The following is a 24,215-nucleotide window of genomic DNA, read 5'->3' on the forward strand; positions in this document are numbered from 1 at the left end:
AGGTGGGGCTTCATATGGAGTGGTTAAAGAGGACTTGTTTTTCTAACCTTGAGAAAGAATCACAGAAAAATCATTTATTACTGTTTATAACGATTTGTAGTTTCTTCCTTGGGATAATCGCAATTGGGTATTATGGATATATTTTTACAGAGAGAGCAATAGCGTTTTGGATTTGTGGTATTTCTGTCGTTGCATTTGGAACGATTTTTACTTTTATAAAAAGTATGGAATCAGTGTATAAATATATCATGACATTTATGTTGCTTACAATGTCTTACATTATGGTACAAGCTTTTAATGAAAGCCCGGCTGTATTTCAAATGGTCTATTTCACATTAGCTGTTTCACTTATTTACTTAAGTGAGCGCCTTATTTTAATTCTTGGCGGGGTAGCTGTTGTGATTACATTTATCCTTTGTAGCTATTGGCCGGAGCAATTCTTTGCTTATACAGCCTCGTCTGAAGCTGCTAATTTTGCAAGTTTGTTAGCGATTGTAACAATCGCTATGTGGGGCGTCACGAAAATCGGTTCTAATCTGCTCCTTCGTTTAAGTGATGAGAAGCAAGAAGTAATGAGAAAAGCACAAGAGCTAGAAGAGACGCAAAGGCTTATTGAAGAAACAGTTGTGAAACTAGATAGTAATTTCAATCATTTAAGACAAAATATGAACAAGTCGATGGAATCGATGAGTGAGATTAATTTTGCCTTTGAAGAGGTGGCAGTTGGTACGCAATCACAATCAGAGATGATGTATCGCTCGGTAGAAGTATTGAATGATATGGAGGTAAATATTGAACAAATCATCTCTCAAGTAAGAACTGCATCGGCTCGTGTGGATGAAAGTTTAGAAATTTCAAAGGGTAGTGTACATACTTTAAGAAATTTTGAAACTAACATGAGAAGTTTAAATGATGTTGTTTCACAGTCTGGAATTATATTTAGAGATTTAATGATGCAATTGAAACAAATTAATGAAATTGTAGATGTAATAACGAATATTTCAAGTCAGACGAGTTTGCTAGCTTTAAATGCAAATATTGAAGCTGCGAGGGCAGGCGAGCATGGAAAAGGTTTTGCTATTGTAGCGAGTGAAGTGTTAAAGCTTGCTGAAGAATCAAATCGTTCTGCGGGAAGAATTCAAGGGATTTTGAAGGAGTTTAGTAATCAAGCAAGTAAGGTAGAAGTGCAGGTAGAGAAGTCAGAAAGAGTACAAGAAGAATGTAACGAGATGTTAGCAAGTGTTTTAACAAATGTAACTGATTTAGGGAAGTTTATTGATGCAATTAATGAAGTAATGCGAGAGGTCGTTGTTCATCAAGAAAGTTTCCAAGTTAAAACGACGAATATCGTAAAGGATGTTACGCATGCTTCTAACGTAATTCAGCAAACTTCTACAGCTACAGAAGAAGTGCTAGCGAGTGTGGAAGAAGAAAAATATCGAAATGATACGTCAGTGAAGACGTTGCAAACTGTTAGCGAGCAAGTGAAGTTGTTAGAAGATATTTTAGAAAAGTAATATTACTTGGAAAGAGCACGAATGATGTGCTCTTTTTTCATTGAAACGAATACTTGATAGGAATTTAATTGCTTTTCTGCGCGTTTTCTGCCAAGCTTAAGGAGATAAAGTGAGACTAGTACATACTGATTATTAGCCCTCACCAATCAAGCTATCCGCAAATAGCGGAATAAAATACTTCAAAGAAAGAATTATATAGGTGACGCATATGATCGAAGTTAAGACTTCTGAACTTAGTGATGGAGAATTTAATAGAGGTGTATTTGCAACTCGTGATATTAAAAAGGGTGAGTTGATACACGCCGCACCAGTTATCTCTTATCCGAATGAACAGCATGAACATATTGAGAAGACGTTACTTGCTGACTACGCATTTGAGTATGGGATCAATCATACGGCAATCCTTTTAGGATATGGTATGTTATTTAATCATTCATATACACCGAATGCAACGTATGACATCGTTTTTGAGAATCATACATTTAACTTCTATGCTTATAAAGATATAAAAGCAGGAGAAGAAATTTTAATCAATTATAATGGTGAAGTTGATAACGATGAGCTGTTATGGTTTGATAAAGAAAAAGAAGAGAACGAAAAGTAATATAAAGAGTATAGAAAGAGCACATTCTGTCGGATGTGCTCTTTTTTCATTGATGTAAATAAAGTAAAAAGTACAAAAAAATACCACTTTATTTTTGTATGGTATAGTAAGATACTGAGGGATAGTGTTTTGAAAAAGTCACATATTTTACAAATTGTTGTCTTTCTGATGACATGTCAAGTTTAGTAGTCCATTTGGGTTGCTTTATTATGCAATATATATTTTAATATGAGTGGCACCTCTTATAAATTAAGAGGTTTATAGGTGTCTCGAATTGATTTTGGGTACACTGTATCCACCACTTTAGGTTCTTTCATGTACGTGGGGATATTATGGGCCCGTATAACGGGATAAAATGAATATAGAAATAGAGGAATCGTAAAATGAATATGCAAGAGGTTTATAAATATTTAAGTACGGTATTGCCTGAAGGACATGTTAAACAAGATGAAATGTTAAAGAATCATACGCATATTAAAGTTGGCGGAAAAGCAGATGTTTTTGTTGCGCCTACAAATTATGATGAAATTCAAGAAGTTATCAAATATGCGAACGAATATAATATTCCAGTTACGTTTTTAGGAAATGGATCGAATGTCATTATTAAAGATGGTGGAATTCGCGGGATTACAGTAAGTTTAATTCATATTACAGGTGTTACTGTAACAGGAACGACGATTGTAGCACAGTGTGGTGCAGCAATTATTGACGTATCACGTATTGCCCTAGACCATAATTTAACGGGTCTTGAGTTTGCTTGTGGTATTCCAGGTTCAGTTGGCGGAGCATTATATATGAATGCAGGTGCATACGGCGGTGAAATTTCGTTTGTATTAACAGAAGCTGTCGTAATGACAGGTGATGGAGAACTACGTACTTTGACGAAAGAAGCATTTGAATTTGGATATCGTAAGAGTGTATTTGCGAACAACCATTACATTATTCTTGAAGCGAGATTTGAACTTGAAGAAGGTGTACATGAAGAAATTAAAGCCAAAATGGATGATTTAACGTTTAAACGTGAGTCAAAACAGCCTCTAGAATATCCTTCATGTGGTAGCGTATTTAAGCGCCCACCAAATAACTTTGCTGGTAAGTTAATTCAAGATTCAGGACTACAAGGTAAGCGAATTGGTGGGGTAGAAGTTTCTTTAAAACACGCAGGGTTTATGGTGAATGTTGATAACGGAACAGCACAAGATTACATCGATTTAATTCACTTCGTACAAAAGACAGTTGAAGAGAAATTTGGCGTGAAGTTAGAGCGAGAAGTAAGGATTATTGGAGAAGATAAGGAATAAAGAAATACGTATGAAGATGTGAATTATTTTAAAATAATATTTGGGTATTGTTGACAATTTGTTTTCGATTCAATATAATGGCTAATAATTTAACAAATAACATACGTTGAAAGAGCCCAGTAGCAGTTTGTCACTGTTAACGAGAGAGCTAGGGGTTGCTGTAACCTAGCACAAACAAACTTGCGAATTACACTCTGGAGTATCTTAGGTAATGCTAAGCGGACTAGCAATCGATATTATTGCTAAGAGTGGTATGAGTAGCTATGCTATTTATGCAAACTGGGTGGTAACACGGTGAATAATCGTCCCTATGTCTATCGTAGACATAGGGGCTTTTTTGTTTTTAAAAAATAAAGGGGATGACAAAAGATGAATATTATTGATGAATTAGAATGGCGCGGCGCCGTTAATCAGCAGACTGACGAAGAAGGCTTACGTAAGCTAGTAGAAGGGAAAAAGATTTCACTATACTGCGGAGTTGATCCAACTGGTGATAGTATGCATATCGGACATTTGATTCCGTTTATGATGATGAAGAGATTCCAATTAGCTGGCCATCATCCTGTTATTTTAATTGGCGGGGCAACAGGAACAATTGGTGATCCGAGTGGACGACAATCAGAGCGTCAACTTCAAACGTTAGAAGTGGTTCAGCATAATGTAGATGCGCTAACAGCACAAATGAAAAAGCTATTTGATTTTGGCGGAAATAGCGAAGTGAAGATGGTAAATAACTATGATTGGACACATGAAATAAATATTATTGAGTTTTTACGTGATTACGGGAAAAACTTTAGCATCAATAGCATGTTAGCGAAGGATATTGTAGCAAGCCGTTTAGATACAGGTATTTCTTTCACAGAATTCACGTACCAAATTTTGCAAGCGATGGACTTCCATCATTTATACACGAAAGAGGATGTTCAACTTCAAATTGGTGGCAGTGACCAATGGGGAAATATTACGAGTGGTTTAGATTTAATTCGTAAGTTAGAAGGTCATGAGGCGAAAGTATTCGGATTAACGATTCCATTATTATTAAAATCGGATGGTACGAAGTTTGGTAAATCAGCAGGTGGTGCGGTTTGGCTTGATCCTGAAAAAACGACACCGTTTGAATTTTACCAGTTCTGGGTAAATACAGATGATCGTGATGTCGTTAAATACTTGAAATACTTTACGTTCTTAACGAAAGAGCGTATTGATGAATTAGCAGCGAGGGTAGAAGCGGAGCCTCATAAACGTGAAGCACAAAAAGTGTTAGCAGAAGAAATGACGAAATTCGTTCATGGAGAAGAGGCGTTCCTGCAAGCTGAAAAAATCACAGCAGCGTTATTTAGCGGAGATATTAAATCGTTAACAGCTGATGAAATTGAACAAGGCTTTAAAGAAATGCCAACATTTCAGTCTTCAAAAGAGACGAAAAACATCGTAGAGTGGCTAGTCGATTTAGGAATCGAACCATCTAGACGACAAGCACGCGAGGACATTAATAATGGTGCGATTTCTATGAATGGTGAGAAAGTAACAGATGTGGGTACGGATGTTACTGTAGAAAATTCGTTTGATGGAAGATTTATTATTATTCGTAAAGGGAAGAAGAACTACAGTCTTGTGAAATTAGGATAATAAGTAAGGCTGGAAAATATATCGGCGATTTTTCGAATATATCGACCGTAACTCGAATTATATCGGCGATTTTTGAAATATATCAGCGCAAATCCGAATATATCAGCGATTTTCCCAATATATCGATTTACCGACAAAAAGCGACAATAAGAGCTGTTCCAAACGGGACAGCTTTCATTGTAAAAAGTCAGTATATTTAGATAAATTTAAAGGGTATATAATTTTTTTGACGAATAAATAAGTTAGAGAAAATTACGGATAAAAATAGCCCGAACCATGCAGGGCATGATTCGGGCTTATATTCAGATTAGTAAGCTAAGCTGAATAGACCTTTAATGTGTGATAAGTAACGAACGTTACTTGCTTCTTTCATTAATGATGCTGGTAAGCCTTTAAGTGGAGTATTGCTTGCTCCAATTGTAGCAACCGCATCTTTACGTCCTAGACTAGCAAGTGTTCCAGAGTTTACAGGTGCGAACTCTTCGAATGCTTTGCCTTCTAGTGCTGCGTATAAGTTGTATCCAATTAACTCACCCATTTGCCAAGCGATTTGTGCAGTTGGTGGGTATGGACGTCCGTCTGGAGCGAAGACAACAGCGCTGTCTCCAGCAACGAATACGTCTTTGTGAGAAGTAGATTGTAGGTATGCATCAACTGTTGCACGTCCACGGTTAACTTCAAGACCTGATTCACCGATTAATGGGTTACCTTGTACGCCGCCTGTCCAAACGAATGTGTTAGCAACAAGTTTTTGACCGTCTTTTAAGTCGATTTCGTTGCCAGCAACGTTTGTTACAGGAAGACCAGTTAAGAATGTAACGCCGCGTGCTTCTAGGCTAGTAGTTGCACGTTCGATTAAGTGGTCTGGTAATACTGGAAGGATTTTTGGACCTGCTTCAACAAGAAGAAGTTTCACTTCTTTTGGATTTACGCCGTGGCTTTTTGCAAGTTTAGGCATAATGTCAGCAAGCTCACCAACTAGCTCAACGCCAGTTAATCCGCCACCACCGATTACGATTGTAGCATCAGCTTCGTTTTTCGTTTTCGCGTATTCACGAATACGGTCTTCAACGTGTTTGTAGATTTTGTTTGCATCAGCAGCAGATTTTAATACCATGCTGTTTTCTTCTAGTCCTGGAATACCGAAGTAAGCAGTTTTACTTCCTAAAGCAACTACAAGTGCATCGTAAGATAAAGTAGTGCCGCCAGCTAGTTTGATTTCTTTGCTATCAACTGAGAATGACTCAACTGTTGCGATTTTAAGATCGATGTCTTTCCCTTTGAAAAGCTTTGTAAGTGGCATTGCAACTGCTTGCTCAGACACGTTACCAGCTGCAAGGCGGTGTAGTTCAGTGATGATTTGGTGTGTTGGGTATTGGTTAATCACTGTAACTTGTGCTTCTGATTTGCTGTAATATTTACGTACGTTTAAAGCGGCAAGAAGACCGCCATAACCAGCGCCTAAGATGACAATTTGTTTTGACATAGTATGATATCCCCCGTCTTTACTAATTGTTGTTATAAGTTAAATTATTTATTGTTACGTTCTGCACTAATTTGAAGATATGCGTTCACAAAGCGGAACATTTTTTGTGCTTGTGGATCTTTTAGTAATTTTAACAGACCGAATAGGCCGATAACTTCGTTGCTTTCTTCAGCACGATCTTTCGCTTCGATTGCAGTTGCAGCCATGCTTTTCACTGTATCTTTTACAGGTTCTACAAGCTCTGTAATTGCACCAACAGTGTCGCTTTTTAATACTTCATCAGTAGCAACAGTTTGAGCGAAGTCATAAGATTTAGTTAAAATGTTAACAAGCTCAGTTAATTTTGGAAGCTGTTCTACTAGTGTTGTTAATGATTCTTGTACCTCAGGTTTTAACAACTGATCAAGTACATCAAGTTGTCCTTGGCTAGCAGAAATTTGTACAGTTTCTTGTTCTGGCTTTGTTTGAGTCATAGTTTCTGGCATCTCCAATTCTCCTTTACGATAGCAATACTCTTATTTTTTGATAAGTAAGATAGTAAACGCTTGCGAAACTTTATACAAAGTTTCACAAAACACAATAAAATGCCTTTAAATTTACGACAGCAAGTAAGCTGCAAACATAAATCTAAAACCATAACGTCTCACTTATCATTTATGAACTGTCCGATACATGGCTTGTCCGCATAATGGAAAAGCTCCGCTACCGGAAAGTGTATATAATATATATCCTATATTATATACTATATGCACCTATGTTAACATAAAAATGATTCCTAATTATTTGATATTGAGTGTATAACGTAGTACTGACAAGGTATGAAAGCGTATAAAATATTTTGTTCCAGTTAGAAATGTATATACATATAAAGAAAAAAAGGGAAAAATGAACAAATTCATGTTCGTTTTTTCCTTTTTCCTATTATTCACCTTCTACAATTAGCATCGATGTGTTACCGCTTTTTTCAAGATGGCATTCGCCCCAAGTACAAAGAGAATCAAGAATGGATTCTAAAGACCAACCGTATTCTGTAAGTGAATATTCTACTTTTGGTGGTACTTGATTGTATACCTTTCTTTGAATGACCCCATCGTCTTCTAATTCACGTAATTGCTGAGTTAACATTTTTTGTGTAATCCCAGGCATTAAACGTTTTAGTTCACTCGTTCTTTTTGTGCCTTTCGTTAGATGACAAAGGATAACAACCTTCCATTTTCCACCGATAACCTCTAAAGTCGCTTCAACGGGAATATTATATTTTTTCATATAAAAATCTCCTTTGATGAATGTAGATTTAAGTTCTCCAACAAAAGAAGCTAAATAATTAAATGTTACTAAAAAGTGCCTATAGCACTTTAAAGTACGTACTTTTTATCATGTTGAATATGTTCCATAATAGCATACGTAAGAGGGAAATGAGTAGTACGGTACTAAAAAGTGCCTATGTTACTTTTAGGTACCTATCGTACTTTTAAGTGCGTTCTTCAAAAAAAGAGTAAAGCCATTCATAATAGCGTATATCAACAGTAAAGTTATTTTTGTAGAAGATAAAAAGGCCTTTTTATCATACTATTATGATTGGATTTCTCGCATTAAGGAGGAGTTCAATTGAATTCATATACAGTATCTTCTTCGGCAGTACAGACGAATCGGAGAAGTATGTTTGCTTTATTAGCACTAGCAATTAGTGCGTTTGGAATTGGTACAACTGAATTTATTAGTGTCGGCTTATTACCATCTATCTCAGAGGATTTACATGTTTCTGTTACAACAGCGGGGTTAACTGTTTCTTTATATGCATTAGGAGTAGCGTTTGGTGCTCCAGTATTAACGTCATTAACAGCTAGTATGTCGCGAAAGACGTTATTAATGTGGATTATGATTATTTTCATTATTGGTAATGGCATTGCGGCAGTAGCAACAAGTTTTACTGTGTTACTTATTGCGAGGGTTGTATCTGCATTTGCACATGGTGTTTTTATGTCAATTGGATCTACAATTGCGGCTGCTCTTGTACCTGAGAATAAACGTGCAAGTGCCATTGCGATTATGTTTACTGGATTAACAGTTGCGACTATTACAGGTGTGCCAATTGGAACGTTTATCGGTCAACAATTTGGCTGGAGGGCCTCGTTTATTGTTATTGTGGCCATTGGAATTGTTGCTTTAATCGCCAATAGTATGCTAATTCCTTCTAATTTAAAAAAAGGTACGTCTGTATCATTTCGCGATCAATTTAAGCTGATTACGAATGGAAGACTGTTACTTGTATTTATTATTACTGCATTAGGATATGGGGGAACGTTCGTAACATTTACGTATTTATCTCCGTTATTACAAGAAGTAACAGGATTTAAAGCAAGTACCGTTACAATTATTTTGTTAGTGTATGGAATTGCAATTGCGATTGGGAATATGGTCGGTGGAAAATTATCAAATCATAATCCGATTCGAGCGTTATTTTACATGTTCTTTATTCAAGCGATTGTATTATTTGTTTTAACATTTACAGCACCATTTAAAGTTGCTGGATTCATTACAATTATTTTTATGGGACTATTTGCGTTTATGAATGTCCCAGGGCTACAAGTGTATGTTGTTATCTTGGCTGAGAGGTTTGTACCTAGCGCTGTTGATGTAGCATCGGCGATTAACATCGCAGCATTTAACGCAGGAATTGCTCTTGGTGCTTACTTGGGCGGTATTGTAACGAACTCGTTAGGATTAATTCATACGGCTTGGGTAGGCGGAATTATGGTAGTAGGTGCTGTGATTTTAACAGCGTGGAGCATGACATTAGAAAAAAGAGATCAAGTAAAATAAAAGGAGAGAAAATAAAATGAAAAACTTACAAAGTAAAACAGTATTAAATAATGGTGTAGAAATGCCTTGGTTCGGTTTAGGTGTATTTAAAGTAGAAGAAGGACCAGAACTTGTAGAAGCTGTAAAATCAGCGATTAAAGCAGGATACCGTAGCATCGATACAGCTGCAATTTACGGAAATGAAAAAGCTGTAGGTGAAGGAATCCGTGCAGGTATTGAAGCGACTGGTATTTCAAGAGAAGAATTATTTATCACTTCAAAAGTATGGAACGCAGATCAAGGATACGAAGAAACAATTGCTGCATACGAAGAGAGCTTAAAGAAATTAGAACTAGAGTATTTAGACCTATATCTTGTTCACTGGCCTGTAGAAGGAAAATATAAAGATACGTGGAGAGCGCTAGAAACACTTTATAAAGAAAATCTCGTACGTGCAATTGGCGTAAGTAACTTCCAAATTCACCACTTACAAGATGTAATGAAAGATGCAGAAATTAAGCCAATGATTAACCAAGTAGAATACCACCCTCGTTTAACACAAAAAGAATTACAAGCTTTCTGTAAAGAACAAGGTATTCAAATGGAAGCATGGTCACCACTTATGCAAGGTCAATTATTAGATAACGAAACATTACAAGAGATTGCTGAGAAATATGGCAAAACAACAGCGCAAGTTATTTTACGTTGGGATCTTCAAAATGGAGTGATTACAATTCCAAAATCAACGAAAGAACACCGCATTATTGCAAATGCTGATGTATTTAACTTTGAATTAACGAAAGAAGATATGGAAAAAATCGATGCGTTAAATCAAAATCACCGCGTTGGTCCAGATCCTGATAACTTCGATTTCTAAGATTAAGGTAAGAAAAGAGAGTGCGTAAAAGCACTCTTTTTTTTGTATAAAAATATTTTCTAATTAAATACTACTTAGTATTAAGTTTGTTATTAAGGGGCTGTGAACATGAATATAAAGCAATCGTTCAAACTTTTAGCTATGTTTTTAAGTGTTTTATTTGTGTTATTCCCACTTCAAAAAGCATTCGCAGAAGTGATGGACCATACAAAGTATCAAATGGATTGGAGTTATAGTAAGTCCAAGAAGAAACCAATTCGAACAGAGCTTATTAAAACGGCAGATGGCAAAATTGCTTTTTGCTTAAATGTAGATTTAAAATCTCCAAGCGGTCAAGATTTACCGGAAATGGGGAAAGTGGATATTAACGTATATCGCGTATTATTGAATGGATATCCACAAAAGAGCCCGCAAGAATTAGGTGTTTCTGATTGGAGAGAAGCTCATTATGCAACGCAGCTTGCAGTATGGAATGCGTTAAAACAAATCGATATTAATGATTTAGATTTCCGTAATAAAAATGTAGAAAAGGTGACGAAAGATATCGTTGCAAAAGCTAGCGCTAGTGAAGAGTTACAAGAAATTACGATGAGTGTCGTACCAACAGAAGAACAAGAAGCGGTATTGAAAAATGATTTCTTTGAAACAGGCTTATATACAGTAGAAACAAATGCAAAAAGCGGAACGTATAAAGTGCAACCAACAGGTGCACCAGCGGGCGTGAAATTTGCAAATGAAAAGGGCGAAACAAAAACAGAATTTAATGTAGGAGAGAAGTTCCGCATTTTAATTCCGAAACAAACACCAGCTGGTGGATTTAGCTTTAAAGTAATCGGGAAATTAACGAAGCTACAAGGGATTGCACATAAAGGTACACCCACAATTCAAAATGCAGTTGTATTACTTGAGCGTAGTGAAGAAGAAACAAGTCCGGAGTTATCAGTGAGTTGGAAAAAAGGAAATGGTCATGATAATAATAAACCACATACTCCAAATGAACCGCATAAACCGAATCAATATAAAAGGTAAGGATGAAAGCATTGGTGTTAACCAATGCTTTTTATATATGAAATTTAAAATTATATCAAGATAATTATTAATTAGATAAAACACTGTTTTTATGTTGAGAAAATTATTTGGAAATAACAAAATATAATAAAATCCAAACGTTACAATAAATAGATTAAATTCACAAAATTGTAACATTATTCTAATTGAAAAGTCTATCAAACAAAGTGTAAAGCGTGTACAATTCAGTTGGAAAAACTACCTATAGATGGTCATATATGAAGAAAATGTAAGGTTTTATTTTTAGATGTATAGATGACGAGACTAAAATATATCTTTTACTATGTTTCTTTTGTGTAAGAAGAGAACTCATCACAAGTAGAGTGAAGTGAGGAGGGCATAATACATGAAAAATTTTACAATGTAAGAAAGCGAATACATTTAGAGAAATGCGGAAGTAATTGATATAGGTGCGAGAGGCGTTAGTCTATTCGTTAAATGTTTTTATAAAAATAATAGGATTTCTTATTAAATGAATATATAGGATGGTTTGTCTAAAAAAAGGACAGGGGACACAGATTATGTCAAAGCAGAAAAAGAGTAGGGTATTAGTAGCTGGTATTTGTATATCTACATTATTATCACCAGTAGCTTTCGAAGCATCGAAAGGATATGCGGCGCCTTTGGAAGAGAATAAGGGCGGGCAGTTGGAAGAGAGTAAAGAGAATCGTTTGGAGCAGAGAACGTTTCATTTGCCTGGGAAAGGTAGTATTGAAGAAGAGCAAAAACGCTTAAAAGTACGTTATGTACTTTCAGCGAATGAACCAACTGGAATTTATGCTGGTCCAAATGAAGAAATTAAAATTGAAATAAAAGGAACGCAATCTATTAAAGCGTTCATAGGAACGAAGTCATATGATGAAAAAGGGTTTGAAGAATTTGAGTTAAAACCTGGTGAAAATAATATTTCATCTTCAATAGGTGGAATACTATATTTTTATAACATGAATAATGATGGCGAAGTAACAGCTTCAGTTATTCATGGAGGAAGTCATTTTCCATTATTTATCTTAGGGAAGCACACAAAAAAAGATTGGGATGCAATGTTAAAGAAGTATAAAAATCCTTATGCAGTTGAATTGAAGGGTGAGAGAAGTTTAATTACTGCAAGTCCTGAAGCAGTGGAAAACTATATGGGAGAGACGGATCCAGTAGAATTAATGAGGCTACATGATAAGATTATTCGCTTTGAAAATTCTGTAGCAGGATTATCTGAAGATGGTATAGGGGTGTCAAAAGCTCCAAACCACTATATCCAATTTGTTGAAAAGAGAAAACCAGATAAAGATGATTGGATGTTTGCTACTCATTATCATACAGGGTATGTTCCAGAGACTATGGATAGGGTTTTAAATATAAAGAGATTACAAGGAGATGGCTGGGGACCGTGGCATGAAGTAGGGCATTTACATCAGCAAGCTCCTTGGTTTTGGTCAGGTGTAGGAGAAGTAACAGTAAATATATATTCATTATCGGTTCAAAGAATGTTAGGCAATAAATCAAGTCTAGAAGAAGATGGTCATTATAAAAAAGCTTTTGCTTACTTAGATAATCCTGATGCTCAAAAAAATATGGAAGAATTCGAGAAACTAGTAATGTTTTGGAAACTTGATTTAGCTTATGGAGAGCATTTTTACCCTAATTTACATCAAATGTATCGCTTATTACCAGAATCTGAAATGCCTGCTTCAGATGAAGATAAAAAGCAAATGTTTATTTATATAGCATCGAAAGCGGCTAAACAAAACTTAGTACCGTTTTTTGAGAAATGGGGATTAGGTCCAAATGATGAGGTTAGAGGGAAAATCGAAAATTTAAATTTACCTAAATTAGAAAAAGAAATATGGAAAGCAACAGATAGTAATATTATTCGTGAAAAACAAGTGAAACCATACGGCGGGCTTCCTTATGGTGAAGCGTCTAATGTGGTACAAGATCTCATCGTTGGTGCGAATTTTAATGAAAATCTAGCAAATAGTCTTGTTCAAAATTTAGGTGAAAATGTAAAAGTAACAGGTAGAATTATGTGGCTGGATTTAGAGGTTGGAAAAAGAGCGGTATTAGTAGAAATTGAGGATGAGAAAGGACAGAGGAATTTCATTTCTGTTCCAGTTAACAGTCTTTATGGAGATACTATGGTATTTAAAGGTTACGGTGATGAGGTAAATTCTGTTATAACGCTCCTTCATGATGAAAAGAAAATCAACGTTTCTTTCGTTGGTAATGAGTTCCATGAGCGCTTTAAAAATGAAAAGTATGTAGGGATTACCTTATATGATAAGGACGGAAATGAAAAGAAAAATATTTCTATAGAAGGTCAAGAAAATTCTAAAAAAGTTGCTTTGCAACTTGAAGGTGTTGAACTTCAATATGGCGATATTATGAAAGTATATCATGCAGAACCAAGTCGTTTCGATTGGTATCAAAGTAATAAACTTGTAGAGCAAGGTGGAGCTAAGAATAAAAAAGAAAAGTTCTTTAAGATTACTCCACAAGGATATGAACTAATAGACGGTATACAGGAAGTAGAAGCAGTACCGCAAAAAGTAGTAATCGGGGCAGACGCTGAAAAATTAGAGGCGAACAACTTTGTTCAAGTAAAAGGTGGAGAAGTAATTGGTTTTGTAGAAAAACCGAATACAATGAAAATCGGTGAACAAAAAGTAAAAGTGGAAACGAAAGATCGTTTTGGAAATAAGAAAGTGACGGAAGTTCCATTAGAAGTGACATATGGAGATAGTTTACTTGTATATGGGTTAAGCTATGATGGTGACGATATGAAATCAATTATAACGTTACATCAGGATACGAAAAAAATGAGTGCGACAGATACGGATAATTTGATTCATGATTACTTTGGAGATGAGAAGTATTTTGAATTCACCTTGTACAATAAAGAGGGAAAAGAGAAGAAAAATATAGAGGTAAAAGGCTTGGAGAATACAGAAGCTTTTGCCAAGGAAGTAAATGGGTTAGTATTTGAATATGGAGATGTGGTGAAAGTATACCATGCAGAGTCTTCACGTTTACATTGGTATCAAAAAGGTTTATATGTGGGAGAAGGAAAAAATAAAGAAATAAAAGAATTATTCTTTGAAATTACTGAAAATGGATTTGAAAGATTAGAAGCTCTGCAAGAAGTAACGGCAGTACCACAAAAATTAGTAATTGGAACAGACGTTGAAAAATTAGAAGCAAAAGATTTTGTGCAAGTGAAAGACGGAGAAGTAGTTGGATTTGTAGAAAAACCAAATACGACAAAGATTGGTGAACAAAAAGTAAAAGTAGAAACGAAAGATCGCTTTGGTAATAAGCAAATAACAGAAGTGCCAGTAGAAGTGATTTACGGAGATAGCATTATGTTCTTCGGTACATGGCACGACGAAACGAATATTAAATCGATTGTTACATTAAATCATAAAGAAAAGAAATTCAGTACAACAGATTCAGAAGGTCCAATGCATACTTCATTTGCAGATGAGAAGTATATGGGAATGACTGTGTATGATAAGGATGGAAAAGAGAAGAAAGATTTATCAGTAAAAGCATCTGAAAATACAAAAGAGTTTGCAGCACAGCTCAATGAAATGTCCTTTGAATATGGTGATATAGTAAAGGTTTATCAGAGAGAATTCGATCGTTTTAAAGTATATAAAAAGAATGAGTTCGTAGATACAAAGTATGGTGTAAATGAAGTATTCTTTAAAATTACAGAGCAAGGCTTCGAAAGAATGGGAGCTTTACAAGAAGTCACAGCGAAACCTCAACAAGTAGTAATCGGAACAGATGTTGAAAAGTTAGATCCAAAAGCTTTTGTTGAAGTGAAAGACGGAGAAGTAGTTGGATTTGTAGAAAAACCAACTACATCAAAAGTTGGAAAACAAACAGTAAAAGTAGAAACGAAAGATCGCTTTGGTAATAAGCAAATAACAGAAGTGCCAGTAGAAGTAACATATGGAGATAGTCTTGTATACCAAGGGCTGGGTGATGATATTCGTTCTATTGTAACGTTAAATCATGATGATAAGAAACTACATGTAACGTCTACAAATGAACAAATTCATAGTTACTTTAACAATGAATTATATATGGGAATTACCCTATATGATCAAAATGGAACGGAGAAAAAACATGTAACGGCAGAAGGACAAGAGACTTCAAAGAATTTTGCTGAGCAAGTAAATGGTATGATGTTCGAGTATGGTGATGTAGTAAAAGTGTATCATGCAGAATCTGATCGTTTAAGTTGGTATAAAACTGGTGAGTTAATTGGAAAAGGGGATGCGAAAAAATTTAAAGAGATTTCCTTCAAGATTACTCAAAATGGCTTAGAGCAAGTACAATAATAAGAAAAAGCTCGTAAAACATAATGTTTTACGAGCTTTTTTATTATTCAGCTTCAGAAACTACTGTGAAGCGTTCGTTTACATGTTTTGGATTTTCGATTTCATCAAGTGCTGCTACTGCGAAATCTTCGTAACTTACGTAGCTATCACCTTTTGCGTTAACAAGAAGGTTGTCTTTACCAGCTTTGTAAGAACCAGTGCGTTTTCCTAATGCGAATAGTGCAGAAGGGCTGATGAATGTCCAAGTGATATCATTTGTTTGTTGTAAGATTTCTAAGTTTTTGCCTTGGTTTTGAGCTGTTGCAAGGTATTCGCCTGGGAAACCCGGTGTCTCAAATACACGTGTTGTTTTCTTTTCGTCTACAAATAAGCTTCCAGCGCCGCCAACTACAAGTAATTTTGTGTTAGGTGCACCTTTCATCGCTTCAATTAGTACGTTTCCTGCATCTACGTGAAGGTGTTCTTGTCCTGCTGGAGCACCGAATGCATTTACAACTACATCGAATGCTTGTAGGTCGTTAGATGTAAGAGAAAATACGTCTTTTTCTAACACTTTTACGTTTTCTTCTGTAATTTTTGCAGCGTTTCTTACGATTGCAGTTACTTCATGTCCGCGATCTAATGCTTCTTTTAAAATACGACTTCCTGCTTTACCAGTTGCTCCGATAATTCCGATTTTCATAATAAATCCCTCCAAAGTGTTTTGTTAAAGTGTATATCTGAAAGTGAATGAATGTATTGTAATTAGGTTTGTTACAACCTGTTGTAATCATTATAGTTACAGGTTGGTGTTTTTGTCAATGGGGTTGTTTGTGAATTTATTTTTTGTTTTAGTATGCACAGTTAGAGGGAGGGCAGTCATAAAGATATTGTTACTGCGAGCCTGGCTAATATTTGGAAATTGCAAATTGTCGAAAAATGTTGATTTTTGAATGTTTTTTAAATATAATTCGTTTTATGGAGAAAAGGAGGGGTTAATTGTATGAATATTTTAGAGCAATTTGTTTCATCAACGAATACAATTCTTTGGTCATATATTCTTATTGCGATGTTAATTGGTTTAGGTCTTTATTTTTCTATTAAATTGAAATTCGTACAAATTACTCATTTAGGGGAAATGGTTCGACTAATGAGTGATGGATTAACTGGAAAGACGCGTAAAAAAGGTAGTGTATCTTCTTTCCAAGCGTTTTGTATGAGTTCAGCAGCTCGTATTGGTATCGGTAACTTAGCTGGTGTAGCGTTAGCTATATCTATGGGAGGACCTGGCGCGGTATTTTGGATGTGGGTTATTGCGATTATCGGGGCTTCTTCAAGTTTTGTAGAAAGTACGCTGGCCCAAATTTATAAAATAAAAGATGGCAGTGGCTTCCGTGGTGGTCCTGCTTATTATATGGAAAAAGGTTTAAATAAACGTTGGATGGGAATTTGGTTCTCTATCCTTATTACAATTAGTTACGGTTTAATTTTTAACTCAGTACAAGCGAATACAGTAACATTAGCATTTGAAAATGCATTTGGTTTAGAGCGTTATATTGTTGGTATTGTATTAGCTGCATTAGTTGCGGTTATTATTTTTGGTGGTGTAAAAAGTATTGCACGTATGTCGGAAATGATTGTTCCGCCAATGGCGCTTATTTATATTGCGGTAGCTATTTTTGTTGTTATTAAAAACTTCTATTTAATACCAGATGTGTTTACGGAAATCTTTAAAGGTGCATTCGGTTTAGATTCAGCTGTAGGTGGCGGTATCGGCGCTGCGATGAAATACGGTATTCAGCGCGGATTATTTGCGAACGAAGCAGGTATGGGTAGTGCGCCAAACGCGGCAGCGACGGCTGATGTAACGCATCCAGCAAAACAAGGTTTTATTCAAACAATTGGCGTATTAGTAGATACATTCTTAGTATGTACATCAACAGCATTTATCGTACTATGTTCTGGTGCATATAAAGCAACAAATTTAGAAGGTATTGAGTTAACGCAAAATGCATTAAGTTCACAAATCGGTCCATGGGCAAGTAGCTTCTTAGCGATTATTATTTTCTTATTTGCATTTAGTTCTCTTTTAGGAAACTACTATTATGGTGAAACGAATATTGAATTCATTAAACAAAGTAAAACGTGGTTAACGATTTACCGTATTGCGGTAGTAGGAATGGTATTATTCGGTTCTGTTGCGACGCTTCAAGTTGTATGGAATATGGCGGATCTATTTATGGGACTAATGGTAATCACAAACTTAATTGCGATTACACTTCTTGGACGATTTGCGTATGCTGCATTGGCAGACTATGTAAGACAAAAGAAACAAGGAAAAGATCCAGTCTTCAGTGCAGATTCTATTCCTGGCTTAACAAATACAGAGTGTTGGGATAAGTCAGCAGTAATGGATAAAGAAAAAGCAGTATAATGAAAAGGCGAGCATCGAGATGAATTCGATGCTCGCCTTTTTTGTTGTAGTAAATGATGAAAAGGGTGAGAGGTAATTATTAATATAACTTTTTTTGTTTGTTCCTCTCGTTATTTGTGGGGAACGTACTATTTTAAAAGTATGACTGGTCGAAGAGGATAAGTGATTGAGTATTGGATAAATGCATGTGATGGCTATATTTTTATGTAAAAAAACATATACGTTAAGATATTTGACATACTCATGTCATAAAACCTTACATAAAGTTCTTGATTACTTAAAGTTTTTAGAATATAATTTTCTTATTGTTAGGAAGAGGGGGCAATGCAAATATGGATTTTTTAGCTAAGGTAATTGGGGATGTAAATAATATCCTTTGGTCATATGTCATTATTGCGATGTTAATTGGGTTAGGGCTCTATTTTTCATTTCGTGTGAAATTTGTCCAAGTTCGTTACTTCGGTGAAATGATTCGTTTGCTTGGGGATGGAGCAAGCTCGAAAACGAGAAAAGCGCAAAAAGAGAAGAGCGGCGTATCATCATTTCAAGCATTTTGTATGAGTACAGCTTCTCGTGTAGGTACTGGTAACTTAGCTGGTGTAGCTATTGCAATCTCAGCAGGTGGTCCAGGAGCAGTATTTTGGATGTGGTTAATCGCGGTAATTGGGGGTGCTTCTGCATTTGTAGAGAGCACATTAGCGCAAATTTATAAAGTGAAAGATGGGAATACGTTCCGTGGTGGTCCAGCGTATTATATGGAAAAGGGTTTAAATAAACGCTGGCTTGGAGCTATTTTCTCTGTATTAATAACAGTAAGTTTCGGATTGATTTTTAACGCTGTGCAATCTAATACTGTAGCAGCTGCTTTTGATGGAGCATTCAAAACAGATAGTAGATTAGTAGGTCTTGTAATGGCTGGTTTACTTGCAGTTATTATTTTTGGCGGAGTAAAACGAATTGCTCGCGCGGTTGAAATGATTGTTCCAGTAATGGCAATTATTTATGTAGCAGTGGCATTATTCGTTGTTGTAACAAACATTACGGCAATTCCATATGTATTTAAAGAAATTTTCTTACATGCTTTCGGAATTAAAGAAGTAGTAGGCGGAGGATTAGGAGCTGCGATTTTATTAGGGGTAAAACGTGGGTTATTCTCAAATGAAGCAGGTATGGGTAGTGCGCCGAACGCAGCAGCGACTGCAAACGTAACGCACCCAGTTAAACAAGGTTTCATTCAAACTTTAGGGGTATTTACTGATACATTATTAATTTGTAGTTGTACAGCATTTATTATTCTTTTATCAGATGTGCATAATGCAGCTGATTTAAATGGAATTCAATTAACGCAGCAGGCGTTAAGTCAACATATCGGTCCATGGGCTTCTATATTTGTAGCAGTTGCGATCTTCTTGTTTGCATTTAGTTCATTAGTAGGTAACTACTACTATGGTGAAACGAATATTGAGTTCTTAAATGGAAGTAAAGTGTTATTAAATGCATACCGCATTGCTGTACTTGGTATGGTTATGCTAGGATCTGTAGCGACAATTCAAATCGTTTGGGATGTAGCAGATTTATTCATGGGTATTATGGCTGTTATTAACTTAGTGGCAATCGTATTCCTTTCTAAGTATGCCTTTGCAGCATTATCAGATTACGTAAAGCAAAAGAAACAAGGAAAAGATCCAGTCTTTTATGCGAATTCAATTCCAGGCCTGGAAAATACAGAGTGCTGGGAAGAGCAAGTAGCTGATAAAGAAAAAGCAGTATAATGAGGTGAGCATCAAGTGAAACTTGATGCTCATTTTTTGTTTTATCCATATATTTGTTGGGAGTAAAAGACGAACATTAATGAGTGTTTTATAATAAAATGTAATTTTTTTAAGAAAAGTGCGGATATGAGATGTGATTTGTGTTAGAATGATAAATGCCTTTGAAACAAGAGGTTTTATGATTTTTCCTATTCGATTGAAGGTTTTGGAGGAGAAATAGAAAGTTCGGATTATTTCTTGTTTTGAGTGGTCAGACGTTCAACGTTAATGAAGAGTTAAATGGAGGATTTTATTAATGAAGTTTGTTATGTTCCTTGTAGGATTACTTGTTGTATTTGTACTCGGTTTTCTTATAAGTGCCGATCGAAAGAAGATTAAGTATAAACCAATCGCAATTATGCTTATTATTCAGCTAGCATTATCTTATTTCTTATTAAATACGCAAGTCGGTTATATTTTAGTAAAAGGAATTTCAGATGGATTTGGGGCACTTCTTGGATATGCGGAAGCTGGAATCGTTTTCGTATTTGGTGGTCTTGTTAATAAAGGAGAGGTTTCATTCTTCTTAACAGCGCTATTACCAATCGTATTCTTTGCCGTTTTAATCGGAATTCTGCAACACTTTAAAATTTTACCTGTATTTATTCGTGCTATTGGTACGTTGTTAAGTAAAGTAAATGGTCTAGGAAAATTAGAATCATATAACGCAGTAGCAGCTGCCATTGTTGGACAAGCGGAAGTATTTATTACAGTAAAAGATCAATTAAGTAAAATCCCAAAACATCGTTTATATACATTATGTGCATCTTCTATGTCGACGGTGTCGATGTCAATCGTTGGTTCTTATATGAAAATGATCGAACCGAAATATGTAGTAACAGCACTTGTATTAAATTTATTTAGTGGTTTCATTATCATTCATATTATTAACCCGTACGATATTACAGAAGAAGAAGATACACTGAAATTAGAAAATAAGAAAAAACAATCATTCTTTGAAATGCTGAGCGAGTACATTATGCTTGGTTTCACGATTGCGATTACAGTAGCAGCTATGTTACTTGGTTTCGTAGCATTAATTACAGCAATTAATAGCTTGTTTGATTCCGTGTTCGGTATTACATTCCAAGCTATTTTAGGATATATTTTCTCACCATTAGCATTCGTAATGGGTATCCCACAAGCTGAGATGGTAACAGCGGGACAAATTATGGCAACAAAATTAGTATCAAATGAGTTTGTTGCGATGCTTGATCTTGGAAAAGTAGCTGGTGATTTATCGGCTCGTACAGTTGGTATTCTTTCTGTATTCCTTGTATCATTTGCGAACTTCTCATCTATCGGAATTATCGCAGGTGCAACGAAAGGTATCGATGAAAATCAATCAAATGTTGTATCATCATTTGGTCTACGCCTTGTGTATGGTGCGACATTAGTAAGTATTCTATCAGCGATTATCGTTGGTGTTATGTTATAAAGTGAAACTTTAATCAGTGGGTGGCTTTATCCCCCGCTGATTATTAGCCCTCACCAATCGGGGTAAAAAAGGATGGTCCTAGCTCATAGCTAGGGCTATTTTTATGGTAAAATTGCATGAAAAAACCAATTAATTAGGAATATATTAACATATAAAAATCTTTTAAAATTTATATTGCATTTCGTCTAGATAACGCTTACAATTTGATTTGTAGGTGGTATCAATTTCAGACTTTCAAATATGGTAGGAGAGAAGAGGCTACCTTTTATAAATTGCAATTTATGTAAACGCTTACTGATTTTAGATGACAGTTGAATAGTATTTAGGGGTTTTAAATTTTTTTAACATCAATGGTCAGACGTCATTCGTTATACGTTATACGACCAATAACTCATGGGAGAAGTGGAGGATTCACATATGAAAATAGTAATGTTTCTAGTCGGTTTACTTGTAGTATTTGTACTAGGTTTCCTTATCAGTTCAGATCGTAAGAAAATTAAATATAAACCAATTGCACTTATGCTTGTCATTCAATTGGTACTTGCGTATTTCTTACTAAATACAAAGGTCGGATTTGTATTAGTAAAAGGGATCGCAGATGGATTTGGCGCTATTTTAAAATTTGCGGAAGCTGGGGTTAATTTCGTATTTGGTGGTCTAGCAAACGATGGACAAGCACCATTCTTCTTAACAGTATTATTACCGATTATTTTCTTAGCAGTATTAATCGGGATTCTGCAACATATTAAAGTTTTACCGATTATCATTCGTGCAGTCGGTTTCCTATTAAGTAAAGTTAACGGTTTAGGAAAACTAGAATCATATAATGCGGTAGCAGCTGCAATCGTTGGTCAAGGGGAAGTATTCATTACAGTAAAAGATCAACTAAGCAAATTACCGAAAAATCGTTTATACACACTTTGTGCATCTTCAATGTCTACAGTATCGATGTCAATCGTCGGTTCTTATATGAAAATGATTGATCCAAAATATGTAGTAACAGCACTTGTATTAAACTTATTCAGTGGATTCATTATCGTTCATATCATTAATCCATATGAAGTAAAAGAAGAAGACGATATTTTAGAATTACAAGAAGACAAGAAACAAACATTCTTTGAAATGTTAGGCGAATATATTATGCTTGGTTTCTCAATCGCTGTAACAGTAGCGGCGATGTTAATCGGTTTCGTAGCATTAATTACAGCAATTAACGGTGTATTCGATTCAATTTTCGGAATCACATTCCAAAGCATTTTAGGATACATCTTCTCACCATTAGCATTCGTAATGGGTATTCCAACATCAGAGATGCTACAAGCAGGACAAATTATGGCAACAAAATTAGTAACGAACGAATTCGTTGCAATGCTTGACCTTGGAAAAGTAGCTGGTGATTTATCAGCTCGTACAGTAGGTATTTTATCTATCTTCCTTGTATCATTTGCGAACTTCTCATCTATCGGAATTATCGCAGGTGCAACGAAGAGTATCGATGGCAAACAAGCAAACGTTGTATCATCATTCGGTTTAAAACTTGTATACGGTGCAACGTTAGTAAGTATATTATCAGCGATTATCGTTGGGGTTATGCTTTAATAAATTAAGAAAAGCAATGAGCGTGGGCTCATTGCTTTTTTTGTTTAACTTGCTTTATCCAAGTCTCTTTTAAAACGTGGTTTCTCTAAATAAGTTCCCAGTCTCCACGCATATTCCACTGGCCCCATCCGGTATTTCTGGAGCCAATAGGTGCTAACGAATAATTGAATAGTATAAATTCCGATGGTTAAAAGAATACCGAAGAAATAGCCAATTTTCCCGTATAAGCCAAATCCATATGCGTAAAAAATGGTTGTTGCGATAATAGATTGCGCTAAGTAATTACTAACGGACATTTTCCCCATGTTCGCCATGTATGTTAGTAGACGAGTCGCTTTTTTATAATGGAATAATAAAATAACCGTGCTTCCGTAAAAGAAGGTCATAGTTACTGGTGTAAGGCCATCTTGTAACATAATTAAAAGCGGGTGTTTTACGAACATAGCTAAGATTTTAATTGTAAAAGAGAAGAGACCGGTGGCAAACCATATTTTTTTGATAGCAGGTATATGTTTACTGACCTCAAATAGCCAGCCTTTTTTCCCTACATACATTCCGAGTAGGAACAGTGGAGACATAAAAATTATTGCGAAAACTGATATGAAAAATAATCCGAATGCACCGTCAATTCCCATGTAATCAAAAGGATTTTCAGTCAATCTAAAGTTGACGTGATCCATATAGCTTCCAGTTTGATGGACTTTATGTTCTTTTTCAGTATAAGGTGCAAAATCATCTATATTTGTAGATGGATCAGTTTGATAAGACATAAGTGTAATAAGTGCGAGTAGAATAATCGCCCAAATGAGCAAAGTTTTCGGTTTTCGATTGATGAACATCATTAAGAAAATCCCGATTATTCCGTATGCAAATAAAATATCGCCCTCCCAAACAAAAGTGCCGTGAATGTAGCCTAGTAGTAAAAGAATGATAATACGTCTTATGTATGTGGGGAAGAATTTTTTTCCTTTTGCGATAATACTTTTTTGTAACAAAATAATGCTAAGCCCAAATAGAAAAGAAAATAGGGATATAAAGTTATGTGTGCCGAAGAATTGAATAAACCAATTAGCGCCTTTATCAAGATCGCCGAATAGATAAGTTGGTTTTTCACTGGTGAAGAACCCGAATTGAATTAATGTCATATTGACTAGTAAAATGCCAAACAAAGCGAAACCACGAATTGCATCAACAGCTTCTACACGTTGATTCATTTTTCCTCTCCTCGTATATTCGTTTTTATATTGAAAATAATACCATTTTATAGCTGGCACTATGTCAAATATGAGGAAATTTAAGGTGATTTTAAGATAGAGAGCAAACA

At 35.4% G+C, this 24,215-nt stretch carries 17 protein-coding genes and 1 other annotated feature; of the genes, 12 read left to right on the plus strand and 5 right to left on the minus strand.

Going from position 1 to position 24,215, the window contains the following annotated elements; all coding sequences use genetic code 11:
• Positions 1 to 14 precede the first annotated feature (14 nt).
• The 4 genes from ACTFRH_RS20455 to tyrS all read left to right on the plus strand — a co-directional run bounded on the left by ACTFRH_RS20455 (position 15) and on the right by tyrS (position 5,051).
• The gene (locus tag ACTFRH_RS20455) at positions 15 to 1,517 is read left to right on the plus strand and encodes a DUF4077 domain-containing protein (protein WP_000455076.1); all 1,503 of its coding nucleotides are present in this window, start codon (positions 15 to 17) and stop codon (positions 1,515 to 1,517) included.
• Between the two features lie 208 nt (positions 1,518 to 1,725).
• Positions 1,726 to 2,121 (plus strand): SET domain-containing protein, encoded by a 396-nt coding sequence (locus ACTFRH_RS20460; protein ID WP_000573649.1) that lies wholly within the window; start codon positions 1,726 to 1,728, stop codon positions 2,119 to 2,121.
• Between the two features lie 383 nt (positions 2,122 to 2,504).
• Positions 2,505 to 3,422: a UDP-N-acetylmuramate dehydrogenase gene (murB, locus tag ACTFRH_RS20465; protein ID WP_001057102.1), complete on the plus strand. Its 918-nt coding sequence runs from the start codon at positions 2,505 to 2,507 to the stop codon at positions 3,420 to 3,422.
• Between the two features lie 97 nt (positions 3,423 to 3,519).
• Positions 3,520 to 3,735 (plus strand) — a binding site (T-box leader).
• Positions 3,736 to 3,791: 56 nt separating this feature from the next.
• On the plus strand, positions 3,792 to 5,051 hold the full coding sequence (gene tyrS / locus ACTFRH_RS20470; protein ID WP_001021124.1) for a tyrosine--tRNA ligase: 1,260 nt from the start codon (positions 3,792 to 3,794) through the stop codon (positions 5,049 to 5,051).
• Between the two features lie 307 nt (positions 5,052 to 5,358).
• Here tyrS and ACTFRH_RS20475 read toward each other — a convergent pair whose 3' ends face one another.
• The 3 genes from ACTFRH_RS20475 to ACTFRH_RS20485 all read right to left on the minus strand — a co-directional run bounded on the left by ACTFRH_RS20475 (position 5,359) and on the right by ACTFRH_RS20485 (position 7,803).
• Positions 5,359 to 6,537, minus strand: coding sequence for an NAD(P)/FAD-dependent oxidoreductase (locus ACTFRH_RS20475; RefSeq protein WP_000043202.1), 1,179 nt, complete (start codon positions 6,535 to 6,537; stop codon positions 5,359 to 5,361).
• 44 nt (positions 6,538 to 6,581) lie between these two features.
• On the minus strand, positions 6,582 to 7,022 hold the full coding sequence (locus tag ACTFRH_RS20480) for a DUF1641 domain-containing protein (RefSeq protein ID WP_001115311.1): 441 nt from the start codon (positions 7,020 to 7,022) through the stop codon (positions 6,582 to 6,584).
• Positions 7,023 to 7,458: 436 nt separating this feature from the next.
• The gene (locus tag ACTFRH_RS20485; protein ID WP_000760475.1) at positions 7,459 to 7,803 is read right to left on the minus strand and encodes a winged helix-turn-helix transcriptional regulator; all 345 of its coding nucleotides are present in this window, start codon (positions 7,801 to 7,803) and stop codon (positions 7,459 to 7,461) included.
• 393 nt (positions 7,804 to 8,196) lie between these two features.
• On the opposite strand from ACTFRH_RS20485, the gene ACTFRH_RS20490 reads away from it, so the two are divergent.
• The 4 genes from ACTFRH_RS20490 (at position 8,197) to ACTFRH_RS20505 (ending at position 15,630) form a co-directional block, all read left to right on the plus strand.
• Positions 8,197 to 9,360: an MFS transporter gene (locus ACTFRH_RS20490; protein WP_003303256.1), complete on the plus strand. Its 1,164-nt coding sequence runs from the start codon at positions 8,197 to 8,199 to the stop codon at positions 9,358 to 9,360.
• A gap of 16 nt (positions 9,361 to 9,376) precedes the next feature.
• Positions 9,377 to 10,216, plus strand: coding sequence for an aldo/keto reductase (locus ACTFRH_RS20495; RefSeq protein ID WP_000793560.1), 840 nt, complete (start codon positions 9,377 to 9,379; stop codon positions 10,214 to 10,216).
• A 108-nt stretch (positions 10,217 to 10,324) separates the two neighbouring features.
• Positions 10,325 to 11,245 carry a thioester domain-containing protein gene (locus tag ACTFRH_RS20500; protein ID WP_001022543.1) on the plus strand — a complete coding sequence of 307 codons (921 nt, stop codon included), beginning with the start codon at positions 10,325 to 10,327 and terminating at the stop codon, positions 11,243 to 11,245.
• 560 nt (positions 11,246 to 11,805) lie between these two features.
• The gene (locus ACTFRH_RS20505; protein WP_000043243.1) at positions 11,806 to 15,630 is read left to right on the plus strand and encodes a putative mucin/carbohydrate-binding domain-containing protein; all 3,825 of its coding nucleotides are present in this window, start codon (positions 11,806 to 11,808) and stop codon (positions 15,628 to 15,630) included.
• A 43-nt stretch (positions 15,631 to 15,673) separates the two neighbouring features.
• Here ACTFRH_RS20505 and ACTFRH_RS20510 read toward each other — a convergent pair whose 3' ends face one another.
• The gene (locus ACTFRH_RS20510; RefSeq protein ID WP_000689908.1) at positions 15,674 to 16,312 is read right to left on the minus strand and encodes an NAD(P)-dependent oxidoreductase; all 639 of its coding nucleotides are present in this window, start codon (positions 16,310 to 16,312) and stop codon (positions 15,674 to 15,676) included.
• A gap of 300 nt (positions 16,313 to 16,612) precedes the next feature.
• Between ACTFRH_RS20510 and ACTFRH_RS20515 the strand changes: the two genes are divergently transcribed.
• The 4 genes from ACTFRH_RS20515 (at position 16,613) to ACTFRH_RS20530 (ending at position 22,891) form a co-directional block, all read left to right on the plus strand.
• Positions 16,613 to 18,043: an alanine/glycine:cation symporter family protein gene (locus tag ACTFRH_RS20515; protein ID WP_001022944.1), complete on the plus strand. Its 1,431-nt coding sequence runs from the start codon at positions 16,613 to 16,615 to the stop codon at positions 18,041 to 18,043.
• A 332-nt stretch (positions 18,044 to 18,375) separates the two neighbouring features.
• Positions 18,376 to 19,815 carry an alanine/glycine:cation symporter family protein gene (locus ACTFRH_RS20520; RefSeq protein WP_000346393.1) on the plus strand — a complete coding sequence of 480 codons (1,440 nt, stop codon included), beginning with the start codon at positions 18,376 to 18,378 and terminating at the stop codon, positions 19,813 to 19,815.
• Positions 19,816 to 20,110: 295 nt separating this feature from the next.
• Positions 20,111 to 21,292, plus strand: coding sequence for a NupC/NupG family nucleoside CNT transporter (locus ACTFRH_RS20525; RefSeq protein WP_000673843.1), 1,182 nt, complete (start codon positions 20,111 to 20,113; stop codon positions 21,290 to 21,292).
• Positions 21,293 to 21,709: 417 nt separating this feature from the next.
• A complete protein-coding gene (locus ACTFRH_RS20530) occupies positions 21,710 to 22,891 on the plus strand; it encodes a NupC/NupG family nucleoside CNT transporter (protein WP_000706848.1) in 1,182 nt (393 codons plus the stop codon).
• Between the two features lie 44 nt (positions 22,892 to 22,935).
• Here the strand turns inward: ACTFRH_RS20530 and ACTFRH_RS20535 are convergent, their stop codons facing one another.
• Positions 22,936 to 24,105, minus strand: a complete 1,170-nt coding sequence (locus ACTFRH_RS20535; protein ID WP_001076353.1) for a DUF418 domain-containing protein — start codon at positions 24,103 to 24,105, stop codon at positions 22,936 to 22,938.
• Positions 24,106 to 24,215: the final 110 nt, after the last annotated feature.

It is taken from the genome of Bacillus cereus group sp. MYBK216-1 (assembly GCF_051916495.1).
Taxonomy (GTDB): Bacteria; Bacillota; Bacilli; order Bacillales; family Bacillaceae_G; genus Bacillus_A; species Bacillus_A thuringiensis_K.